This is a genomic window from Pseudoalteromonas sp. Ld19 (assembly GCF_045064135.1).
GTDB lineage: Bacteria > Pseudomonadota > Gammaproteobacteria > Enterobacterales > Alteromonadaceae > Pseudoalteromonas > Pseudoalteromonas aliena.
The window spans coordinates 26691-46284 of sequence record NZ_JBISHA010000024.1 but is presented as its reverse complement, the minus strand read 5'-3'; the positions used below and the strand labels follow the sequence as shown (position 1 = coordinate 46284).

General features: G+C 39.7%; 17 protein-coding genes. 9 read left to right on the top strand and 8 right to left on the bottom strand.

The genetic code is table 11. The features are described 5' to 3' along the window. Nucleotides 1-61: 61 nt before the first annotated feature. Nucleotides 62-1555 carry a glycerol kinase GlpK gene (gene glpK / locus ACJJVZ_RS19010; protein WP_138585198.1) on the bottom strand — a complete coding sequence of 498 codons (1494 nt, stop codon included), beginning with the start codon at nucleotides 1553-1555 and terminating at the stop codon, nucleotides 62-64. 263 nt (nucleotides 1556-1818) lie between these two features. Here glpK and ACJJVZ_RS19005 point away from each other — a divergent pair, with 263 nt between their 5' ends. The 8 genes from ACJJVZ_RS19005 (at nucleotide 1819) to speD (ending at nucleotide 9671) form a co-directional block, all read left to right on the top strand. Then, nucleotides 1819-2400 (top strand): aminodeoxychorismate/anthranilate synthase component II, encoded by a 582-nt coding sequence (locus tag ACJJVZ_RS19005; protein ID WP_138585199.1) that lies wholly within the window; start codon nucleotides 1819-1821, stop codon nucleotides 2398-2400. Between the two features lie 41 nt (nucleotides 2401-2441). Next, complete coding sequence (locus ACJJVZ_RS19000) at nucleotides 2442-3602, top strand: HDOD domain-containing protein (protein WP_138585200.1); 1161 nt, start codon at nucleotides 2442-2444, stop codon at nucleotides 3600-3602. Between the two features lie 379 nt (nucleotides 3603-3981). Next, nucleotides 3982-5187 carry an aspartate aminotransferase family protein gene (locus ACJJVZ_RS18995; protein WP_077536726.1) on the top strand — a complete coding sequence of 402 codons (1206 nt, stop codon included), beginning with the start codon at nucleotides 3982-3984 and terminating at the stop codon, nucleotides 5185-5187. An 83-nt stretch (nucleotides 5188-5270) separates the two neighbouring features. Beyond that, nucleotides 5271-6290, top strand: coding sequence for an arginine N-succinyltransferase (gene astA, locus ACJJVZ_RS18990; protein WP_405602751.1), 1020 nt, complete (start codon nucleotides 5271-5273; stop codon nucleotides 6288-6290). Between the two features lie 16 nt (nucleotides 6291-6306). Continuing rightward, nucleotides 6307-7776 carry a succinylglutamate-semialdehyde dehydrogenase gene (gene astD, locus ACJJVZ_RS18985; RefSeq protein WP_273049030.1) on the top strand — a complete coding sequence of 490 codons (1470 nt, stop codon included), beginning with the start codon at nucleotides 6307-6309 and terminating at the stop codon, nucleotides 7774-7776. A 140-nt stretch (nucleotides 7777-7916) separates the two neighbouring features. Continuing rightward, nucleotides 7917-8264: a DUF3802 family protein gene (locus tag ACJJVZ_RS18980; protein ID WP_405602749.1), complete on the top strand. Its 348-nt coding sequence runs from the start codon at nucleotides 7917-7919 to the stop codon at nucleotides 8262-8264. A gap of 92 nt (nucleotides 8265-8356) precedes the next feature. Next, complete coding sequence (locus tag ACJJVZ_RS18975) at nucleotides 8357-8770, top strand: OsmC family protein (RefSeq protein WP_077536730.1); 414 nt, start codon at nucleotides 8357-8359, stop codon at nucleotides 8768-8770. An 88-nt stretch (nucleotides 8771-8858) separates the two neighbouring features. Then, nucleotides 8859-9671 (top strand): adenosylmethionine decarboxylase, encoded by an 813-nt coding sequence (gene speD, locus ACJJVZ_RS18970; protein ID WP_077536731.1) that lies wholly within the window; start codon nucleotides 8859-8861, stop codon nucleotides 9669-9671. 65 nt (nucleotides 9672-9736) lie between these two features. On the opposite strand, the gene ACJJVZ_RS18965 is transcribed toward speD, so the two are convergent. The 4 genes from ACJJVZ_RS18965 to ACJJVZ_RS18950 all read right to left on the bottom strand — a co-directional run bounded on the left by ACJJVZ_RS18965 (nucleotide 9737) and on the right by ACJJVZ_RS18950 (nucleotide 13383). Beyond that, entirely contained in the window at nucleotides 9737-11020 is a 1284-nt protein-coding gene (locus ACJJVZ_RS18965) for an HAAAP family serine/threonine permease (protein ID WP_405602745.1), read from the bottom strand. A 231-nt stretch (nucleotides 11021-11251) separates the two neighbouring features. Further along, nucleotides 11252-12424, bottom strand: a complete 1173-nt coding sequence (locus tag ACJJVZ_RS18960) for a lipase family protein (RefSeq protein WP_077536733.1) — start codon at nucleotides 12422-12424, stop codon at nucleotides 11252-11254. A gap of 11 nt (nucleotides 12425-12435) precedes the next feature. Continuing rightward, a complete protein-coding gene (locus ACJJVZ_RS18955) occupies nucleotides 12436-12873 on the bottom strand; it encodes a DUF6795 domain-containing protein (RefSeq protein ID WP_405602742.1) in 438 nt (145 codons plus the stop codon). Nucleotides 12874-13113: 240 nt separating this feature from the next. Continuing rightward, on the bottom strand, nucleotides 13114-13383 hold the full coding sequence (locus ACJJVZ_RS18950; RefSeq protein WP_405602739.1) for a DUF6795 domain-containing protein: 270 nt from the start codon (nucleotides 13381-13383) through the stop codon (nucleotides 13114-13116). Between the two features lie 175 nt (nucleotides 13384-13558). Between ACJJVZ_RS18950 and ACJJVZ_RS18945 the strand changes: the two genes are divergently transcribed. Beyond that, the gene (locus ACJJVZ_RS18945; RefSeq protein ID WP_405602736.1) at nucleotides 13559-16102 is read left to right on the top strand and encodes a P-loop NTPase fold protein; all 2544 of its coding nucleotides are present in this window, start codon (nucleotides 13559-13561) and stop codon (nucleotides 16100-16102) included. Between the two features lie 332 nt (nucleotides 16103-16434). Here ACJJVZ_RS18945 and cysQ read toward each other — a convergent pair whose 3' ends face one another. The 3 genes from cysQ to ACJJVZ_RS18930 are packed head-to-tail and all read right to left on the bottom strand — an operon-like array spanning nucleotide 16435 to nucleotide 19565. Continuing rightward, nucleotides 16435-17205 carry a 3'(2'),5'-bisphosphate nucleotidase CysQ gene (gene cysQ, locus ACJJVZ_RS18940; protein WP_405602734.1) on the bottom strand — a complete coding sequence of 257 codons (771 nt, stop codon included), beginning with the start codon at nucleotides 17203-17205 and terminating at the stop codon, nucleotides 16435-16437. Nucleotides 17206-17214: 9 nt separating this feature from the next. Further along, nucleotides 17215-17808, bottom strand: a complete 594-nt coding sequence (gene cysC / locus ACJJVZ_RS18935) for an adenylyl-sulfate kinase (RefSeq protein WP_010555008.1) — start codon at nucleotides 17806-17808, stop codon at nucleotides 17215-17217. 32 nt (nucleotides 17809-17840) lie between these two features. After that, the gene (locus ACJJVZ_RS18930; protein ID WP_405602731.1) at nucleotides 17841-19565 is read right to left on the bottom strand and encodes an SLC13 family permease; all 1725 of its coding nucleotides are present in this window, start codon (nucleotides 19563-19565) and stop codon (nucleotides 17841-17843) included. Between the last annotated feature and the right edge of the window lie 29 nt (nucleotides 19566-19594).

The following is a 19594-nucleotide window of genomic DNA, read 5'->3' as shown; positions in this document are numbered from 1 at the left end:
GTTAGTCGTGGCTTGTAATTTCAAGTCATCGGCTTGATAACTGTTTTGCGTCGTTTAACGGTTAGCTATCTTCGCTCGATAAGCATACCTGCGCTACGCAGTGCTGCCATTTTGCGTATAGATCGTTACGTTCATCGGCGCTCATTGTTGGCTCAAAGCGACGCTCGCATACCCACATTTTTGACAGCTGCTGAGTTGATGCAAAGACTCCAGTGTGTAAGCCTGCCAAATAGGCTACGCCTAAAGAGGTTGTTTCAGTGACTACTGGGCGCTCAACTGTGGCACCTAAAATATTGGATAAAAACGTCATTACCCAGTTGTTTTTAACCATACCGCCATCCACCCTAAGTACACTTGGGCGCAGGCCATCACGCTCCATCGCTTTTTGTAAGTCTTTAGTTTGATAACCAACTGACTGCAACGCCGCTGCAACAATGGTACTAATACCAGAGTCGCGTGTGAGTCCCAATATTGCGCCACGTGCATTAGCATCCCAATAAGGTGCGCCTAAACCTGTAAATGAGGGAACTAAAAATACACCATGATCCAGTGGGACATCTTTAACTAAAGATTCACTCTCACCTGCATGGCTGAGTAATTTTAAACCTTCAACAATCCATTGCATGGTGGCACCCGCCATAAAAATACTGCCTTCAATGGCATAGGTTGGTTTTCCTTTTAAGCGATAGGCAACGGTTGTAAGTAAACGATTTTTAGATGTGAGTGCTTTTTCGCCCGTATTTAGCATTAAAAAACAGCCGGTACCGTATGTACTTTTAGCCATACCTTGTTCAAAACAGGCGTGGCCAATAAGTGCGGCTTGTTGATCGCCAGCAATACCACACACACGAATTGGTGCGCCAAAAATATCAGCACTTGTTGAACCAAATTCGGCCGCTGAGTCCATTACTTCAGGCAACATAGATGTAGGAATATCAAATAAGTCGAGTAACGCCTGATCCCACTGCTGAGTATGAATATTAAATAACATGGTGCGTGACGCATTTGTTGCATCTGTGCGGTGCGCTTTACCACCAGTTAGGTGCCAAAGTAAGTACGTATCAACAGTACCAAAAGCAAGTTCGCCAGCATCAGCTTGTTCTTTTGCACCTTCAACATTATCTAAAATCCAACGAATTTTAGTCGCTGAAAAATAAGGGTCGAGTAATAGGCCTGTTTTTTCGCTAATGGTTTGGCAAAGCTCATCGCTACTAAGCTTTTTACAATAGTCGCTGGTGCGTCTGTCTTGCCAAACAATGGCGTTATAAATTGGCTTTCCTGTTTTTTTGTTCCATACCAGCGTCGTTTCGCGCTGGTTAGTAATTCCAATGGCAATAATTTCTTCAGGCTTAACGTTATTTTTAGCCATCACTTCTCGACTAGTACTGAGCACGGTTTGCAAAATGTCATTCGGATCATGTTCAACCCAGCCATTTTGAGGGTAATGCTGCGGGAATTCCTGTTGAGCTAAATCAAAAGCGTCAGCGTCTTTTGTGAATAAAATAGCACGAGAGCTTGTTGTTCCCTGATCAATCGAGAGTATATATTTGGACATAATTTAACGTTATTTATCTTAGATATTACTAGCATCTCTTTAACGTAAGTTAATGGCAATGTTTTTTTAGGAACATATTTGCTTGATTTATTATAAAGGAAGAACGATAGAGTACGCAGTCGTGGTCATTATGTTGATTAATAATAAGCCTCGTGACGCGATTAAATCGCCTCTACAAAGCGCTGACACTTTTAACCGCTTGAGTTAGAATGCGTGGTGCGGAAATAATCCGCGATAAATAATTACTTTGAGTGCTTTATTACATGCTTTTAATGATCGATAACTACGATTCGTTTACCTATAACTTAGTGCAATATTTTCAGCGATTAGATCAAGACGTGTTAGTTAAACGTAATGATGAGCTAAGCATTGCACAAATAAAACAGTTAAACCCGCAGCATATCGTTTTATCGCCGGGGCCATGCACGCCTGACGAAGCGGGTGTCTCGTTAAGTGTGGTTGAGCAGTTAAAAGGTCAATACCCTATTTTAGGTATTTGCTTGGGGCATCAAACTATCGCACAAGCTTTGGGTGGCGACGTAGTCCGTGCAAAAAAAATAATGCACGGTAAAACATCACCTATAATTCATACCAATAAAGGTGTGTTTAAAGATTTAGTTAACCCATTGACAGTGTGCCGTTATCATTCTTTAGTGGTTAAAGCGCAGTCGCTACCCAGAGAGCTTGAGGTAACCGCATGGACGCAAACGCAGCAGGGCGAGTTCGATGAAATTATGGGATTATTACACAAAGAATTAGCCATTGAAGGGGTGCAGTTTCACCCTGAAGCCATTTTAACTGAGCAAGGCTTACAATTGCTTGATAACTTTTTAACTCGGTTTTAATCTAGTACTATTAAATGTATGTTTTTTAATTAATGGATGTTATGACTGAACTCGTATCGCAACAGCGTACTGCAAAAATACTTAACCAACGAGCGCATGACTTGTTGCTTGGCCATAGTTTTGCACATCAACAAATTGGCTTTATCCATACGTTAGATATTGATTATGGCGAACCAATGAAACAGCGCACTTTACTGCAAGTAGAAGTGGCTGCTCAACATAAGCGCCAGCAAGGTAGTACAGCTCATCATAAGTATCGTGCACAAGCGAGTGAAGTGCTTCATAACGCGATCGAAACGGCTATTTTTAAACAGCTCAACGACATAGACGCCGTCATCGAAAATACATTAGGGATAGAGGATGGTATTGCTACTATTCTTGATATTCTTGCTGTTAAGTCGGCGTCGATTGGGCGGTTAGAGCCATTAATTAATGATCTAAGTTGGCTCGGACGAGAGCTCGTAACTTTGGTTAACTTGCCTTATTATCGTAAGCAGCGTAGTAAAAATACCTCAGTAAAAGTGGATAACCCTGCTTTAGCGCTTCGTTATATTGGCCTTGAAAATTTACGATTTATCATTCCTACATTTGCAGTACGCCATTGGATGCCGCACAGCACAGAACCCTTTTCATTATTAAAGCGTAGGCTCAATGAAAGCGTAATGGCCAATGCCCTAGCTGCGCAAAAAATAGCGCAAATGAATGATGTAAATGAAGTGCACGCATTTACTCTAGGTATGCTTTTAGATATTGGGCGTGTTGCATTAACGCGTTTATATTTAAAAACGTTTGAGCAAGTATGGCAGCGTAAAGTACAGCTCGCGCGTAAAGAAAACGAAAAAGATCTACACACTGCGTTATTGGAACTTAAGCCCGACCCTCTGTTTTTAACCACTTTACTTAATAATAAATCTTTAGAGGTGAGCGCTAAAGTAATTGAAAAAATGGCGCTGAGGTATTTACCCTTCAAAGGTGTAATGCAGCAGTTGGTAAGTGGCGTAGAAAAAGGTGACTCAATGCTGCCTTTAACTGAGGTTATGCTAAAAGCTCGCTGTTATTCTCAGTATTTAAGCTTAAAAGAGCATCAGCTTATTGAACCAGACGAAATAGTGGCGTGGTTTTCGCACTTTAAGTTCACTAAAACGGAGTTAAAAACCCTCCAAACAAGTAATTTTACTAATTTAGCTATTCAAATTGACTAAAAAATTGAAATTTTTGTTAATTTTTTAGCGACTAACCATTCATTCTCATTTGATTGTTATATCGTAAATTAGATGCTTAAAGCGTGTACTCTTCAGTGCTCATGCGGTTAGTTACTTAAAATTGATCGCAATTGGCTATGCAAATAGTTATTCACTATCTATGAAATAATATCTTTAGCCCTTTATTTTCAAGGGATACATGAAAGTTTTTAACGAGACAGATATCAGTAATTCTGAAATAATGTGCGTCTGAAAATTGAACCACAAAACAATTTTGCGCAATTATCAGGCTACTGATCTTGCCTATAAAGTTGGTTACAAATAGTAACCAAACACCTATTTTGATGTTTTGTGTTGCTCACAATTAAGAGGAAATAAAATGACAGTCAATCGCGAATTATTTGATCACGTAATGGTTCCTAACTACGCACCTTCAAGCGTAATCCCTGTTCGAGGCGAAGGCTCTCGCGTATGGGATCAACAAGGTAGAGAGTTTATCGACTTTGCTGGTGGTATTGCAGTTAACTGTCTTGGCCATTGCCATCCTGCATTAGTAGGCGCATTAAAAGAGCAAGGCGAAAAAATCTGGCATTTATCAAATGTAATGACCAACGAGCCGGCACTACGCCTAGCTAAAAAAATGGTTGATGCGACATTTGCCGAAAAAGTTTACTTTGCTAACTCTGGCGCAGAAGCCAATGAAGCCGCGCTTAAACTAGCACGTCGTTTTGCGCTTGATAAATTCAGCGCAGAAAAATCACAAATCATCGCATTCAACAAAGGTTTTCACGGTCGTACTTTCTTTACCGTAACGGTTGGCGGCCAAGCGGCATATTCAGATGGCTTTGGTCCAAAACCTGGTGACATTGTACATTGTGATTACAACGACCTAGCTGCTTTTGAAGCGCTTATTAGTGATAAAACATGTGCCGTAATGATGGAACCACTACAAGGTGAAGGCGGTATTATTTCGCCAACTGATGAATTTGCTCAAGGCGTTCGCGATTTATGTACTAAACATAACGCACTGCTTATTTTTGATGAAGTTCAAACGGGTGTTGGTCGTACTGGCGATTTATACGCATACCAAGGCTTAAACGTAGTACCTGATATTTTAACTACCGCTAAAGCACTTGGCGGCGGTTTCCCGATTGGCGCTATGATCACAACAACTGAAATTGCACAGCACCTTAAAGTAGGTACTCATGGTTCTACTTATGGCGGCAACCCGCTTGCGTGTGCTGTAGCAGAAGCTGCATTTGATACAGTAAATACACCAGAGGTACTTGCTGGCGTTAAAGCAAAAGCGGCTTTATTTAACGAACTACTGACTGCGGTTAACGAAAAATACAATGTATTTAGCGAAATTCGCGGCCAAGGTTTATTAATTGGAGCGGTAGTAAACGAGCAATACAAAGGTCGTGCAAAAGAGTTTTTAGTGGCAGGGACTGAGCAAGGTCTTATGTCATTAGTAGCGGGTGCAGACGTAGTACGTTTTACTCCATCGTTAGTCATTCCTGAAGCGGATATTCGTGAAGGTATGGCACGCTTTGAAAAAGCAGTAGCCAACGTTGTAAAAGGGTAATACCTTAACCAACAAATTAAGGGCAAGCATTGCTTGCCCTGCAATTCCTATTTACCGTTATTTATAAGGGAGCAAGCGGACTCATGATGATCCTTCGCCCAATCCAGCAAAATGATTATTCAGCATTACTGAAAATTGCCCACGAATCAGGGCATGGTTTTACCTCTTTGCCATTAAACGAAGCGCTATTACAAAAGAAAATAGACCATTCAGTAGAGTCATTTGCTAAACAAACATCACAACCAGGTGATGAAGGCTACCTGTTTGTTCTTGAAGATAGCGAAACCGGTGAGGTTGTAGGCACATCTGCAATTGAAGCTGCGGTAGGGCTTGATGATGCGTTTTATCATTACCATTTAAGCAAAGTAATTCACTCGTCACGTACATTAGATGTATATAAAGCGGTTGATATTTTGACTCTGTGTAACGACTACACAGGGGCTACAGAATTATGTACGTTATTTTTAAAAGAAGCGTATCGTAAAAACTGTAACGGTAAATTACTGTCTAAAGCGCGTTTTATGTTTATAAAACAGCACCAAGCACGTTTTGCGCAAACCGTTATCGCAGAAATGCGCGGTGTGTCTGACGAAGATGGTAGCAGTCCTTTTTGGCAGTGGCTAGAAGAGCACTTTTTCTCAATGGACTTTCCTACAGCCGATTACCTTACCGGTATTGGTCAAAAGGTTTTCATCGCTGAGCTCATGCCTAAATACCCAATTTACGTAAACTTGCTAAGTAAAGATGCGCAAGCTGTTATCGGGCAAGTTCACGGCAACACGCGTCCAGCAATTGAGCTATTAAAAAGTGAAGGCTTTACATTTAATGGTTACGTAGACATTTTTGATGCTGGTCCAACGGTTGAAGCAAAAGTTGATAATATTGCCACCATTCGCAATGCCAATAGTTTTACTGTTGAAATTGGTGAAATGGCAGCAGGCGATACAATGGTGCTATTAGCGAACGAAAAACTCGAAGGCTTTAGAGCAACAGTTACACCTATGTTGTTTGATAGTCGAGTGAAAAGTATTGTTTTATCGCAAGCAATAGCTGATGCATTGCATCTACAAGCGGGCGATATAATTAGCGCAACCACGATTTAATTTAGGAGAAAGTATAATGGCTCATCCTGCACAATTTATTAATGGTCAATGGTCACAAGGCCAAGGCACAGAATTTAATTCAGTAAACCCTGCGAATAACGACGTTATTTGGCAGGCATCTTCAGCAACTGCGGCGCAAGTAGATACCGCCGTTAATGCAGCGCGCGAAGCATTTTATGCATGGGCTGATAAAAGCTTTAGCGAACGTTTAGAAATAGTTAAAGCATTTGCAGCACAATTAAAAGAAAACAGCGAAGAGCTCGCTGTTACTATCGCACAAGAAACAGGTAAGCCACTGTGGGAAACTCGCACAGAAGCGGGTGCTATGGTTGGTAAAATTGCCATTTCTGAAAAAGCATTTTTAGAGCGCACAGGCGACGTAGAAAATGCAATGCCATTAGGGCGTGCAATGATCCGCCATAAGCCACATGGCGTTGTAGCAGTATTCGGCCCGTATAACTTTCCGGGTCACTTACCTAATGGTCACATTGTGCCTGCGCTTTTAGCGGGTAACACGGTTGTATTTAAACCATCTGAATTAACACCTAAAGTAGCCGAGCTTACGCTTAAACTTTGGGAAAAAGCAGGTTTACCAGCAGGTGTAATCAACCTTGTTCAAGGTGAAGTAGAAACGGGCAAAGCCCTTGCTGCTCACAAAGGTATTGATGGCTTATTCTTTACAGGTTCTTCGCGTACGGGTCATATTTTACATGAACAGTTTGCAGGCCAACCTGGAAAAATTTTAGCGCTAGAGATGGGCGGTAATAATCCACTTATTATTACCGATGTTGAAGATACTAAAGCGGTTGTTCACGATATTATTCAATCTGCGTTTATCTCAAGTGGTCAACGTTGTACCTGTGCACGTAAATTGTTTTTACCAACAGGTAGCAAAGGCGACGTGATTTTAGAGCGTTTAATTACAGCCACTAAAGCCATTAAAGTAGGTAACTATGACGATGCAGAGCAGCCATTTATGGGCTCTATGATCTCATCTACGGCAGCTGCTGGCATGGTTAAGGCGCAAAACGAGCTAGTTGAGCTTGGCGGTCAAGTACTTGTAGAGCTTAAGCACACAGCTAACACAGGCTTTGTAACACCAGGTATTATTGAGTGTACAAATATTAGTGATTTCCCAGATGAAGAACACTTTGGTCCGTTATTAAAAGTATTCCGCTTTGATGACTTTGACCAAGCAATTGATAAAGCAAACGATACAACGTTTGGTTTGTCAGCTGGTTTATTAAGTGATAATGAAGCCGATTACGATCATTTCTTACGTCGTATTCGCGCAGGTATTGTTAACTGGAACCGCCCAATTACTGGCGCATCAAGCGCGGCACCATTTGGTGGTATTGGCGCATCCGGTAATCACAGAGCAAGCGCGTATTACGCTGCTGATTACTGTGCATACCCTGTTGCTTCAGTTGAACTTGAAAAAGTAGCAATGCCAGCAACATTAAGCCCAGGCTTAAAAATAGATTAAGTAATAATTTATTTTAATACTTTTTACTTATAAAAGCAGCCTAGGCTGCTTTTATAAGTATTGCGGTCTTGCAAAGCTAGTAATTTGAATTGCTTTCTGCTTAAATCATGGCAATTAATTATTTTATGGTGGTGTAAAAAATGGTTTTAGATAGGCAAGGGTACGATGATCTGATCATGTATCTAACTCAAAACTTAGCGTTGTTTGAGAAGCCAGGCGAAATAAAACCAGGTGCTCCAACGGTAATGGAATTAATCGAAGATGTGATTGCCGAAAACGTGATGCGTATTTGCGAGCAACACAAAGAGCTTAATACAGAGCAGCGTAGCTTAATTGTACGCGAAGTTGACGGCATAGTTTACGATTTAGAAGAAGTCCTCAGTAGTATCACCTCACAGCCTGTCACAGTCGAACAGCATGTCTTTATAGATGAATTTGCTGGTTTAGTTAAAAACTTATTCGACAGCGCAGTTTCGCAACAGTACTAATCAATTGCTTATATAGCCGCGTAACGCAATTTCATTTGCAACTGCGGCTAAGTTGCTTACAATCGAGAAAATATTTTTTTTGAGATAAGCACATGCAAGCAAATGTAAAATGGGTTGAAGGCGACACGTTTATTGGTCGTTCTAATTCTAATCATAATATTGTTTTTGATGCAGGTAGCGATAGCGCAGCACCAAGCCCAATGGAAATGGTTTTAATGTCAGTCGGCTGTTGTTCATCAGTTGACGTGGTCAGTATTTTAAAAAAAGCGAAACAAGATTTCTCAGACGTGCAAGTTCAGCTTAGCGCAGAGCGTGCCGAAACAGCCCCCCGCGTATTTACTAAAATCAACCTACACTTTGTTGTTAAAGGCAATAATGTGTCTGAAAAGCACCTAGCTCGCGCCGTTTCGCTCTCTGCTGAAAAGTATTGTTCTGTTGCATTAATGCTTGATAAAACAGTAGAAATTACGCATAGCCACGAAGTTGTACAAGATCAAGGAAAATAACGCTTTTTCCATGAGGAAAATTCGTATAAAATCCGCGAACTTTTCATTCTGCAGGTGCAGATTTCACTAATTTATAGGTTGGTTTATTATGAACAAACCCTTCGATAAACTTAAACTTCATGGCTTTAACAATTTAACCAAAAGTTTAAGCTTTAGTATTTACGACATTTGCTACGCAAAGACCGAGCAACAACGTAAAGAATATATTGAATATATCGATGAGCAGTACAGTGCAGATAGACTAACCGACATTTTAGGTGAGGTTGTTGATATCATTGGCGCTAACATTTTAAATGTAGCTCGCCAAGATTATGAACCGCAAGGTGCGAGTGTTACTATTTTGGTTTCAGAAGAGCCAGTAGAAGAGCAGCAAAATTACGATGCTGACGAAGCACCAGGGCCATTACCTGATTCAGTTGTTGCGCACTTAGATAAAAGCCACATTTGTGTACACACATACCCAGAAGCTCACCCTGATGATGGTATTTGTACATTCCGTGCTGATATTGAAGTATCAACTTGTGGCATTATATCGCCACTTAAAGCGTTAAACTTCTTAATTCATAGCCTTGAATCAGACGTAGTAACCATTGATTACCGTGTACGTGGTTTTACCCGCGATATAAACGGTGTCAAACACTACATTGACCATGCAATTAACTCGATTCAAAACTTCATGACAGAAGATACCAAAGAAGCGTACCAAATGATGGACGTGAACGTGTATCAAGAAAATCTGTTCCACACCAAAATGATGTTAAAAGAAACCGATTTAAACACCTATTTGTTTGGTCTTTCAACTGATGAATTATCAGATGACGAAGAAGAAGAAATTCGCTCTAAACTGACTCGTGAAATGCAAGAAATATTCTATGGCCGTAATCTGCCAGAAACAGAATAACCGCAACGAATTGAATTGAAAATGGCGCTCAGTGAGCGCCATTTTTTTGTGCCTTAAATAAGTGTTTATTTAAGCATACTATATAAAAGTGCAAACACAGCAAGTGAACCAACCGCTAATATAAATAGCGTACTTAAACGATTACGGTATTTATGAAGTGCAGGCACTTTATAAACAGCAATCATTGGCATAATGAATAAAATCATCGCAATGATTGGGCCCGATAGTTGATCCATCATGTCTAAAATACTTGGGTTTTTAACAGCGCAAAACCAAATAGCTAAAAACATAATTAACACACCAATTTTATCGGCAACGCCAGCGCTTAATCGTGTTTGTTTAGTCACTAAACCCGTAAAGCTTTCGCGTGCTCCTAAAAAGTGACCTAAAAACGACGACGTAATAGCAATAAAAGCAACAAGCGGCCCAAGCGTGGTAATAAACGAGTTATTAGTAATATTAGCAAGGTACGATAAAACCGAAACGTTAGCCGTCTTAGCTGCAGCCATTTGCTCGCCTGTAAGCGACAGCACGCATGAAAACACAAACAATAGGACAAAGGTAATAAGTAGCAAGCTAGTGCGCTTTAAAATCGCCTCAGACTTACGTGTAGCTTGTTCGCCGTAATGACCGCGTTGCACATTTACAAAGCTTGAGATAGCCGCTGCGTGGCTAAACGAAAACACAATTATAGGAATCGACAACCACAACGTTTTACCAAAGCTGCCCATTTCAGGCATGCTCATATCGGGCACTTGCCAGCTTGGAATCAAATAAAGCGATAAAAACAACAATATACCCACAAGCGGGTAAACTAAAATAGCAAAAGCACGCAGCATTAAACGCTCGCCACCCATCATTAAGCTAATCATACCCGCCACTAATACGCCCGAAAGCAATACGCGAGAAGGTGACTCCATTCCCATTTGATTAACCATAAAGCTATCCACAGTATTGGTTAAGCCTACACCGTAAATAAGCAAAATTGGGAATATAGATAAAAAGTACAACAAGGAGATTAATCGACCCGCAGTCACACCAAAGTGTTCTTCAACTACATCGGTAAAATCGGCATCTTTATTTTTCGACGAAAGCACAAAACGTGCTAAGCCACGGTGGGCACAAAAGGTCATAGGGAATGCTAAGCACGCCATAATAATTAATGGCCAAAAACCGCCAATGCCAATATTAATAGGTAAAAATAAAATACCCGCACCAACGGCCGTGCCAAATAGACTTAGCGTCCATTGTGTGTCATGCAGATTCCATTTAGATTTATTTGTATTAGCTGAACTTGTATGTGTGTTTGTTGATGCATTTGAAAGCGTTGCATCTTGAGATGTGGTCATATGTGTGTGCTCATCCATTATTTAAAATAATAATTGCGCGCAAGAATATAACTTTTAACGTAGTTTTTCATGCTTAGTCACTTTTATCTCGTGAAATAGTTGTAGTAGATTAGTTACTAAGTGTAATGAAAATGAAACGATGTTTGAAAAGTGAACGGTAGGGGGGTTGTAATAGTAATAAGCTTAGGCTTTATGCTCTTGCTTATTACTATTATTGGAAACTATTAGCTTTTAATCTACTGCCGAAAGGGCTTTTTGAGCAATTCGATTAACCATTTGAAGTGTTTTTTCGAATACCCACTTAATAAACTCGGCAGATAACTCCTTTATTTTAGTTCTAGCATACCCAGCAAAGGCCAGCATACATGCAAGTAATCCATTTATAGGGCCTGTTAAATCTACAGTATGAAAATTGTTATTAGCTAAAATCATAGCTATTTTGTCGTATAAACCTAAGCCGTTTGCCGTGCCTGATTGTAGTGCGTTTAAAGCGCCAAGTTTTGCTTGACGTAACACCGTCATAAGGGCTTCACTTAAGCGATTCATCCAATATATTGAAGGCTGTACTTGAGTGGCATGAGCAATATCTAAAGTAACACGTTTAAATGGGTTAAATGTTACTCTCTTATTGATGCTATCCCAAGATTGCTTTTGTGAGTTTCGGGTATAGTATTTCATCAAATGATGCCAAGGAGCTATAATCTGATTGTTATCCATTTTGTATTCAGGAGCGTTGTAAGGAGCTTGCATGAATGGCCAAAAAGGGACCATTGGTACTATATCGCCACCATTTACACAGCGGAATATATTTTTTGGCTCAAGAGCATTAGTTGTACTTAAGGCGAAATTAGTTAAGCCTACTTTTGGAGCTCCAAAAGTATATAACTTAACGTTTACATCGAAGCGTCGTTTAGCCCAATCTGCGACTAGTGATGCGACTGCACCACCAAGGCTGTGACCAACACAATGCACAGTAGCATGCGACTTGAGCGAGCTCAACAATGGGGCTAATTCTGACTTTAAAGTTTCAAATAAAGTATTGAAGCCTGCATGAACACTATGGCCACCATCGCAAACACTTATGTTTGCTCTGCAGTCAGTTGATGCGTCATATAACGAGGCAGTACCTCGAATAGCTAATACCAAATCATTTTTAAACGGATTCATGCGGCCTGTAGGAGACGTTCCTTTACCAACGAGTACAAACCCTGTTTGATGACCTGTAGCATGAGCTATTGCTCCGCCAGAGGTTCCTTTTATTGGTCCATTGGATAAATCAAAGGAAAAAATATTTTCTAAATAGTTTGATGCAATAACTGTGTATCGACCTCTTCGGTCTGGTTTTTGTATATCATAAGAAATTTTAGCAAGTTCAGCGCATAAAATGGGTGATAATGTTGCCACGGTAAATCCTTTTAATCTTGTTTTTCCCAACGAGCAATACTTTTAATGAAGTGCTCATCCAATGAATCTTCGGGGTTTATAAGGTGATGTTTGGTTTCATCATTTGTTAAATCGGCATTTAAATTTTTAAGAAGTCTTTTAAATTCTTTAGGTGTTTTTAGTCCATGCTGAAACCCGATCCACAGATTAAAAATCTTGCCATCTTTTTCTAAGTCTATAATTATTCTAACTACAGGCTCATGAAAAATACTACCAGGTTTGCGGGAGGTTAAAGATTTTTCTGGGAAAGAGAAATAGCCTTCGCTATTAGTATAAACACTGTCTAGCTCTTCATCATCATAGGTCAAGCTACGTTCAACGAGCTGATTTGCTAGTGGAATCCCATTGTTTAAAAGTTGGCCAGTTACTTCTGGGCAAAGCTCAACTTTATATTTAATTAGACCAAGCATTCGGCATCCCTTGTTGGTAATTAATAATCCATATTTTGATGATTTTACATAAACAGAATAAAACATCAATGCATTATTTAATACAATTTAGTTTACCCAGCGACAAATACTATGTTTACCGCTGGGGGTTTTTGAATCAATGATTTGATGTTTTATTTCTTCAGTACTTAAATCTGTATTTAAACTCTTTAGCTTTTTTTGTAATTCAATTGGGGTTTTAAGTGCATATTGAAATCCAAACTACAAAGTATGCTGATGACTTTCAAAGTGAGTCACTATTACGACTCTGATCATTGACTCATAAAATATACTGCCAGGCTTGCGTGATTTAATTGATTTAGCGGGAAATGAGTAAAAACCGAGCTCATCAGTATAGGCTTCGTTTATCTCTTCATTTTCTAAGGTTAAGCCTCTTTGGATAAGTTGGTTTGCTACTGGTTTACCGTTTAGCGTAAGCTGACCTTTAACTTCCGGACATAGCTCTACTGTATAGCGAATTAATCCGAACATTTATTGTTCCTTGTATAATGCCCATGTATTTATAATTACCATATAAATAATATGAAACGTTAATATACGGTATTATTCAATCTAAGAACAAAATTATCATGGATAGGACTGATTGTTTAAATTGATAAATATAAGGTATACACTAGCAAAGTAACGTATTGATAAGGATATTAAGTTGTCACAAGTTAAAACTTTCCCCATTACAGCCAGACGCTGGCTTTCTCTTTTATTGTGCGCAATTACTGCTGCAACAATTACTGTATTTTTAAGCAAAGCTGGTTTTGTACAAAAGGCATATTCAAGTTTAGGCGCTATTTTAAATGCTAACCCAATTCTACATTACAGCAGCGCATTTTTAGCGGGTATTGGAATAAAGCTGCTGCTTGATAAGTTTTATATATCGCACCCTAAACGCAGTATTGGATTTAACTGGCGATACCCGCCAGTGACAATAAGTGTATTGTTTGGATTATTTTTCATTGTTAGTTATGTGTATGTAAGTTATTCCAATGAAATTTTAGCTCAATTAACTGCTCATGCATTTGTAAGTTTCAAGTTTCTGTCACTGAGTTTTTTAGCTGCTGCAGCGACTATTATCTATCAAACTAAGCTGTATACAAAAAATCCCATATTTTCAGTTGCACTGTGCGCGGTATCAGCATTTTATTTATTTTCAGCAATAAGCTTAGTTGAAACAGAGCAAGCATTCAGGGGGTTCTTATTTATAGCAGCTGCCTATTTGGCTATGTCGGTATTTTTGTTATGTGACCAGTTAAGAGCATCTAGTGCAGAGTCGAAAGTCGAATCAAAACAAGAAGCTGAATTAACGCTTGAGAGCTTAGAAAATTTTCGAAGATGGCTTAAAGACGATTCAACTATTAAAAATACTGAACAATTAGAGCCTGACTTGCAGGTTTATGCAAAGCGTATTACTGAGCGGCTTCGAACAGGCGGTGATAAAGAAGGGTATGAGAAAAGGGGAGCGCAACACATTGCCTTGTGCGGGCCATTTGGATGCGGAAAAAGCAGTATAGTTGACAGTATTGCAAATGAGTTAACAACCCCCCCTAAGCAAAATGGGGTCTGGATACACAGTGATATATCAACGTGGGGCGCAGCCAGCGGCAGTGTTGCGCATGTGATACTCAGCAATATTATTGATGATATAAGCCAATATATTGATATGTGTGCCTTCCGTGCACTACCTAAACATTACACTGAAGCACTAAAGTCGGGTGGTAGTGTATTTCAGTTTGCATCTACGTTACTCGCAGGCCCAATTGATATTGAGCAAAGCTTTCAAAAACTTAATGATGCTCTTGAAGTTACCAATCACAAATTACTGATCACCCTACAAGACGTTGACCGTGGAACAGGCGATGAAAACGAAAAACGTTTGAATGATATAGCCGCGCTGCTGGACAGGTTGAAAGATAAAAACTTAAGTAATATTAATTTCATCGTCGCGATGGGTAATGAGAAGCCCGCCTTTGAAGATGTGATATCAAAAGCGACCGACTATAGAGAAGATATAGCTAAAAGTAATTTTAAAGATTTACTTGTTGATTATATTTATGAGAATTTAACTAAAAGTAAGGTGATTGCAGTCATCCCGTATTCGTGGAAGAAGTTAGATGATATAAAAAATAGCTCAACTAAACGAACTGCTTTTTATCTAACTGAAATAACTGAGTTAAATAAATTAATTCCGAGCTTTCGTACTCTAAAAAAAGTACTCCGTCGAGCTAATGAAGTTTGGTGGAAGAATAACTTAAAAGGTGAAGTTAATTTTATATCTTTACTTATGGTTTTAGCGCTCAGAGAAGTTAAACCTAGCTTATTTTCTAACTATCTTAACTTTGTAGATTCTGCAAAACTTAATAGTGAACTTGTAGATGTTGAAAAATTTCTAGAAAAAGACACCCCTAGTGATCTAAAAGAATATTTAAAGGTAATGCTAAATATAAAAATTAATATTGTTGAAATAAAAGATAGCGATCCTCCAAAAGAAAGAGATATTTGGCTTTTAAACCCTAATAAAGAATATCTACAAACGGTGGGCTGTACTAATGATATGTCATATTATATTCAGCGTATTACACGACAAAGCATTTCGAATGGTGAGTTTATAGATCAGGATGTTATTAAAGATATTTTAAAACTAACAAAGTTGCCTTTATCTGAATTCGTGGAAGAGTGGCTAAGTTTTGATGAGTACAAACAAGAAAAGTATTCTCAATTTATTTTCCTTAGGTTTAACGAGGATGAAACATTAGCTTATCAAGAGTCAGGCAATTATAACTTATCCATTAAGTGGTCACCTGAAAAATGTAGGCATGTAATAAAGTTTGTTCACTATTTAGCTAAAGACTTAACGCTCGAAAATATGTATATGTTATTTAATCAACTTTTTAATGCCAAAGATGATTATGAAAAATTTAATACTCTTATTTGTTATTTGGGTGTTGAAGGTTTTTCTGGAGATCTTAAAACGTTAAAGGAATCCCAAATAGGCTTTTTAATACTCAAGCTTTTACAAATTAGCTTTAATAAATTAGCTCCTAATACTAGCTCTATTCCAAGTGAAAGAGATAAATTGGCAACTTATTTAAAGCTAAAAGATATGACTTTTTCTGAAGATGATGGTGTTAGGCTGTTAAATGCAGATTGTTTGCAATTGCAGTATGACTATGAAAAATCTCGATCTCAGAATAAATAGGGCTATTTTCTAAATGAGGACTTTGTTGTTTATCAGGCTTTGACATTGAACATGTGGCGGGATAAATCCACGCCCTACTAAGGTGTATCAATTTAAACTTTTTATGTAACTAAAAGCACATCTGAGTTTGGTGCAGTGGTATTATTTTTTAAACTAGCTGCGGTGCTGATTTATCAAAGCTAAAGGCATTCCCATGAAATATAGCGTTGTACTTGCGGTGCAGCTCTTTTGTAGGTCTGGCTTTAGCCCGACAAAATAACGGGATAAATCCCGACCTACAAATAACTTAACGCCGAGCTACTTTTGAATTAACCGCTAACAGGTCTAGGCCCTTACTCTTCTATCGCACTCACAATAAAATACGGATTTAAGTATTCATCTTTGGTGTTATAAATAAGTGGGCTGCCATCAAGCTTAGTGACTTTTGCACCGGCTATTTGTGCGATTGCATGGCCAGCTCCGGTATCCCATTCGCAGGTTGGGCCCAAGCGTGGGTAAATATCGGCGCTGCCCTCAGCGACTAAACACAGTTTTAGTGAGCTGCCTTTTGACACCATTTCAACCTCGTCAAAGCGTTTTACAAACTCGGCTAAATCGGGTGATGGATGCGAGCGGCTGCCTACAACACGTATTAGCCCTTTGTTAGGTTTAGTGGTTACTTTAAGCTCAATTCGCTCATCGCCTTTATCTTTAAATGCGCCAATGGCATCGCTTGCTAAGTACGATACGCCAAGGGCAGGTGCATCAACTACAGCCAAAATAGGAATACCATTTTTAATTAGGGCGATGTTTACGGTAAATTCACCGTTCTTTTTAATAAATTCTTTAGTGCCGTCGATTGGGTCAACTAACCAGTAGCTTTTCCATGTTTGGCGTACATCCCAGCTTATGTCGGCGTTTTCTTCACTGAGTATTGGAATGTCGGGTGTGAGTTGTTGAAGCCCTGCCACAATCAGTTTGTGAGCTGCTAAATCGGCGTCGGTTACGGGGCTTTCGTCGGCTTTGTACTCAACGTTAAAGTCCTTTTCGTAAATTCCCATTATCGCTTGGCCTGCTTTGCGGGCAAGGATGAGGGTTTCTTCTAGCAGTTCGGTTTGATTCATGGGGTTAACCTATATTATGTGCTTTTGTTTTAGATACGTTATCAGTTGTGTAACCGATTGGTCTAGGGTGTTTTTACTTGTATCTAAAATTATTTCTGGATTGTTTGGCACTTCGTAGCTTGAATCGATACCCGTGAAGTGTTTTATCTCCCCTGCGCGGGCTTTTTTGTATAAGCCTTTTGGATCGCGGCTTTCGCATACATCAAGCGGGGTATCGATAAATACTTCAATAAATTCGCCGTCGTCTACTAGGCTGCGCACCATATCGCGCTCTGCTCTAAAAGGCGATATAAACGCAGTAAGTACTAACAAGCCAGCGTCGGTCATTAGTTTTGCGGTTTCGCCTACGCGGCGTATGTTTTCAATGCGGTCTTCGTCGCTAAAGCCTAGGTCTTTGCATAAACCGTGGCGTACGTTGTCGCCATCGAGTAGGTAAGTGTGCGTACCTTGCTGATTAAGCGCTGCTTCTAATGCGTTTGCTACGGTGCTTTTACCAGAGCCTGAAAAGCCGGTAAACCATAAAATAGCGGGCTTATGTTTTTTTTGCTCACTACGCTGTGCTTTTGTCGTTGCGTAGTTATGCCAAACTATATTTTCATCCATAGTGAGAGTCTCTTATGCTGTGAGCGCTAGTATTAAAATGGAAATACCAGCGGGATCAAGGTTAATACCGTGATTGAATAAATAATAGAAAGGGGTAAGCCCATCACTATGTAATCTTTTAAGCGATAGTTACCCGCGCTATACACCATTAGATTAGTTTGATACCCAAATGGCGATATAAAGCTGGCTGATGCGCCAAAGGCAACCGCCATAATAAACGGTAGCGGGTCTACATTAAAACCAACTGCGAGCGAGTATGCAACAGGGAACGACAAGGCTGCTGCGGCGTTATTAGTAATAAGCTCGGTAAATAATACGGTCATTAAAAATATAGCTATAAATGCGCCGTACGGGCCAAAATCCCCAAGTACCATAAACATGGCGTCGGATATTTGCCCTGCAAGTCCGGTGCCTATCATTAATTTAGCTAGGCCAATGGCGCTGCCTACAACCACGAGTAGCTCAAGTGGAAAACGGCGTTTTACTTCATTAAGTTTTATAGTGCCACTGAGCATTAAGCCAATCAGTAATACTAATAAGCCTTTAACCAGCGGCACTATGCCAACAATGCTTAATCCCAGTACGGCGGCAAAGCACAGTAGCACAATGTTTGATTGTTTAGGGGCAAGGTGGGTTTGTAAATCAAGGCCCGATATATACACAAACTCGCGTTTTAAATTTGGCAAAGAGTAAAAGTTTTTGCCTGGTGCGAGTATTAGTGAGTCGCCAGCTTGTAATTGTACTTGCCCAAGGCCGCCTTGTAAGCGGTCGTGCCCACGGCGAATGGCAATAACGGCGGCATGAAATTGCTCTCTAAAGCGGGCTTCTTTTACGGTTTTGCCAATAAATTTTGATGACTGACTTACAACTACTTCGACTAAGTGTTCTATGTCTTTTTGATGATTGTCGTGCACTACTTTTAAGCCGTCGAAACGGGTAAGTAATGGCACCGATTTTATGTCACCTACAAACAGCAGCACGTCGTCTTTTTGAATAATTTGCTGCGGGGTGACTGCGCAAATGCGGCTGCCATCGCGAATAATTTCCGCAAGGAATAAGTCTTTTAAATCACGCAGGCCGTTTTCTTCAACGGTTTGACCTATTAATTTTGAATTTGCTTGTACTTTACCTTCTAGGTAAAAAGGCACCACTTCTTGATCGCTTTTACCGTTGTCGGGTAAAAATTTAAGCATCACTAAAATAGTAATTAAGCCTACGCTTAGCGCGCCTAAACCCACTAGGGTAAAGTCAAAAAAGCCCAGCGGTGCCATGCCTGCATCTACTGCAAAGCCATTGACGATTAAGTTGGTTGATGTACCAATAAGCGTAATAGTGCCGCCCAAAATAGCAGTGTACGACAGCGGTAATAATAGCTTTGAAGGGGAGTGATTAGGGTTGTCTTTTATCGCGGTAATAAGCGATGCAACAACGGCGGTATTGTTAGTAAACGACGATAAAAAAGCAGTTGATAACCCCAATTTTGTTACCGATTTTACTAAACTACCTTTAGATAGTGATTGTGCTAACTTTTGAATTAGCGTGGTTTTTTCAATCGCAATCGACACTACCACCAGTAAAATCAAGGTAATAAGCGACGGATTAGCGTAGTTAACTAACATGTTTTCAAGATCAATTAATCCGGTTAAATAACTAGTACCAATGGCACTTACAAATAACCATGCTGGATTAATACGGGTGCCAAAAAGGCACCCGACTAAGGTAAGCATAATGCCTGTTAAAACGAGCTGTTCTACCATGCTTTTAAATTCCTAACAGACATTTTTTA

Bases quoted from the DNA above. Each gene is read 5' to 3' on its own strand.
- glpK (WP_138585198.1), bottom strand. From the start codon at position 1,555: ATGTCCAAATATATACTCTCGATTGATCAGGGAACAACAAGCTCTCGT.
- ACJJVZ_RS19005 (WP_138585199.1), top strand. From the start codon at position 1,819: ATGCTTTTAATGATCGATAACTACGATTCGTTTACCTATAACTTAGTG.
- ACJJVZ_RS19000 (WP_138585200.1), top strand. From the start codon at position 2,442: ATGACTGAACTCGTATCGCAACAGCGTACTGCAAAAATACTTAACCAA.
- ACJJVZ_RS18995 (WP_077536726.1), top strand. From the start codon at position 3,982: ATGACAGTCAATCGCGAATTATTTGATCACGTAATGGTTCCTAACTAC.
- astA (WP_405602751.1), top strand. From the start codon at position 5,271: ATGATGATCCTTCGCCCAATCCAGCAAAATGATTATTCAGCATTACTG.
- astD (WP_273049030.1), top strand. From the start codon at position 6,307: ATGGCTCATCCTGCACAATTTATTAATGGTCAATGGTCACAAGGCCAA.
- ACJJVZ_RS18980 (WP_405602749.1), top strand. From the start codon at position 7,917: ATGGTTTTAGATAGGCAAGGGTACGATGATCTGATCATGTATCTAACT.
- ACJJVZ_RS18975 (WP_077536730.1), top strand. From the start codon at position 8,357: ATGCAAGCAAATGTAAAATGGGTTGAAGGCGACACGTTTATTGGTCGT.
- speD (WP_077536731.1), top strand. From the start codon at position 8,859: ATGAACAAACCCTTCGATAAACTTAAACTTCATGGCTTTAACAATTTA.
- ACJJVZ_RS18965 (WP_405602745.1), bottom strand. From the start codon at position 11,020: ATGACCACATCTCAAGATGCAACGCTTTCAAATGCATCAACAAACACA.
- ACJJVZ_RS18955 (WP_405602742.1), bottom strand. From the start codon at position 12,873: ATGCTTGGTCTAATTAAATATAAAGTTGAGCTTTGCCCAGAAGTAACT.
- ACJJVZ_RS18950 (WP_405602739.1), bottom strand. From the start codon at position 13,383: ATGTTCGGATTAATTCGCTATACAGTAGAGCTATGTCCGGAAGTTAAA.
- cysQ (WP_405602734.1), bottom strand. From the start codon at position 17,205: ATGAATCAAACCGAACTGCTAGAAGAAACCCTCATCCTTGCCCGCAAA.
- cysC (WP_010555008.1), bottom strand. From the start codon at position 17,808: ATGGATGAAAATATAGTTTGGCATAACTACGCAACGACAAAAGCACAG.
- ACJJVZ_RS18930 (WP_405602731.1), bottom strand. From the start codon at position 19,565: ATGGTAGAACAGCTCGTTTTAACAGGCATTATGCTTACCTTAGTCGGG.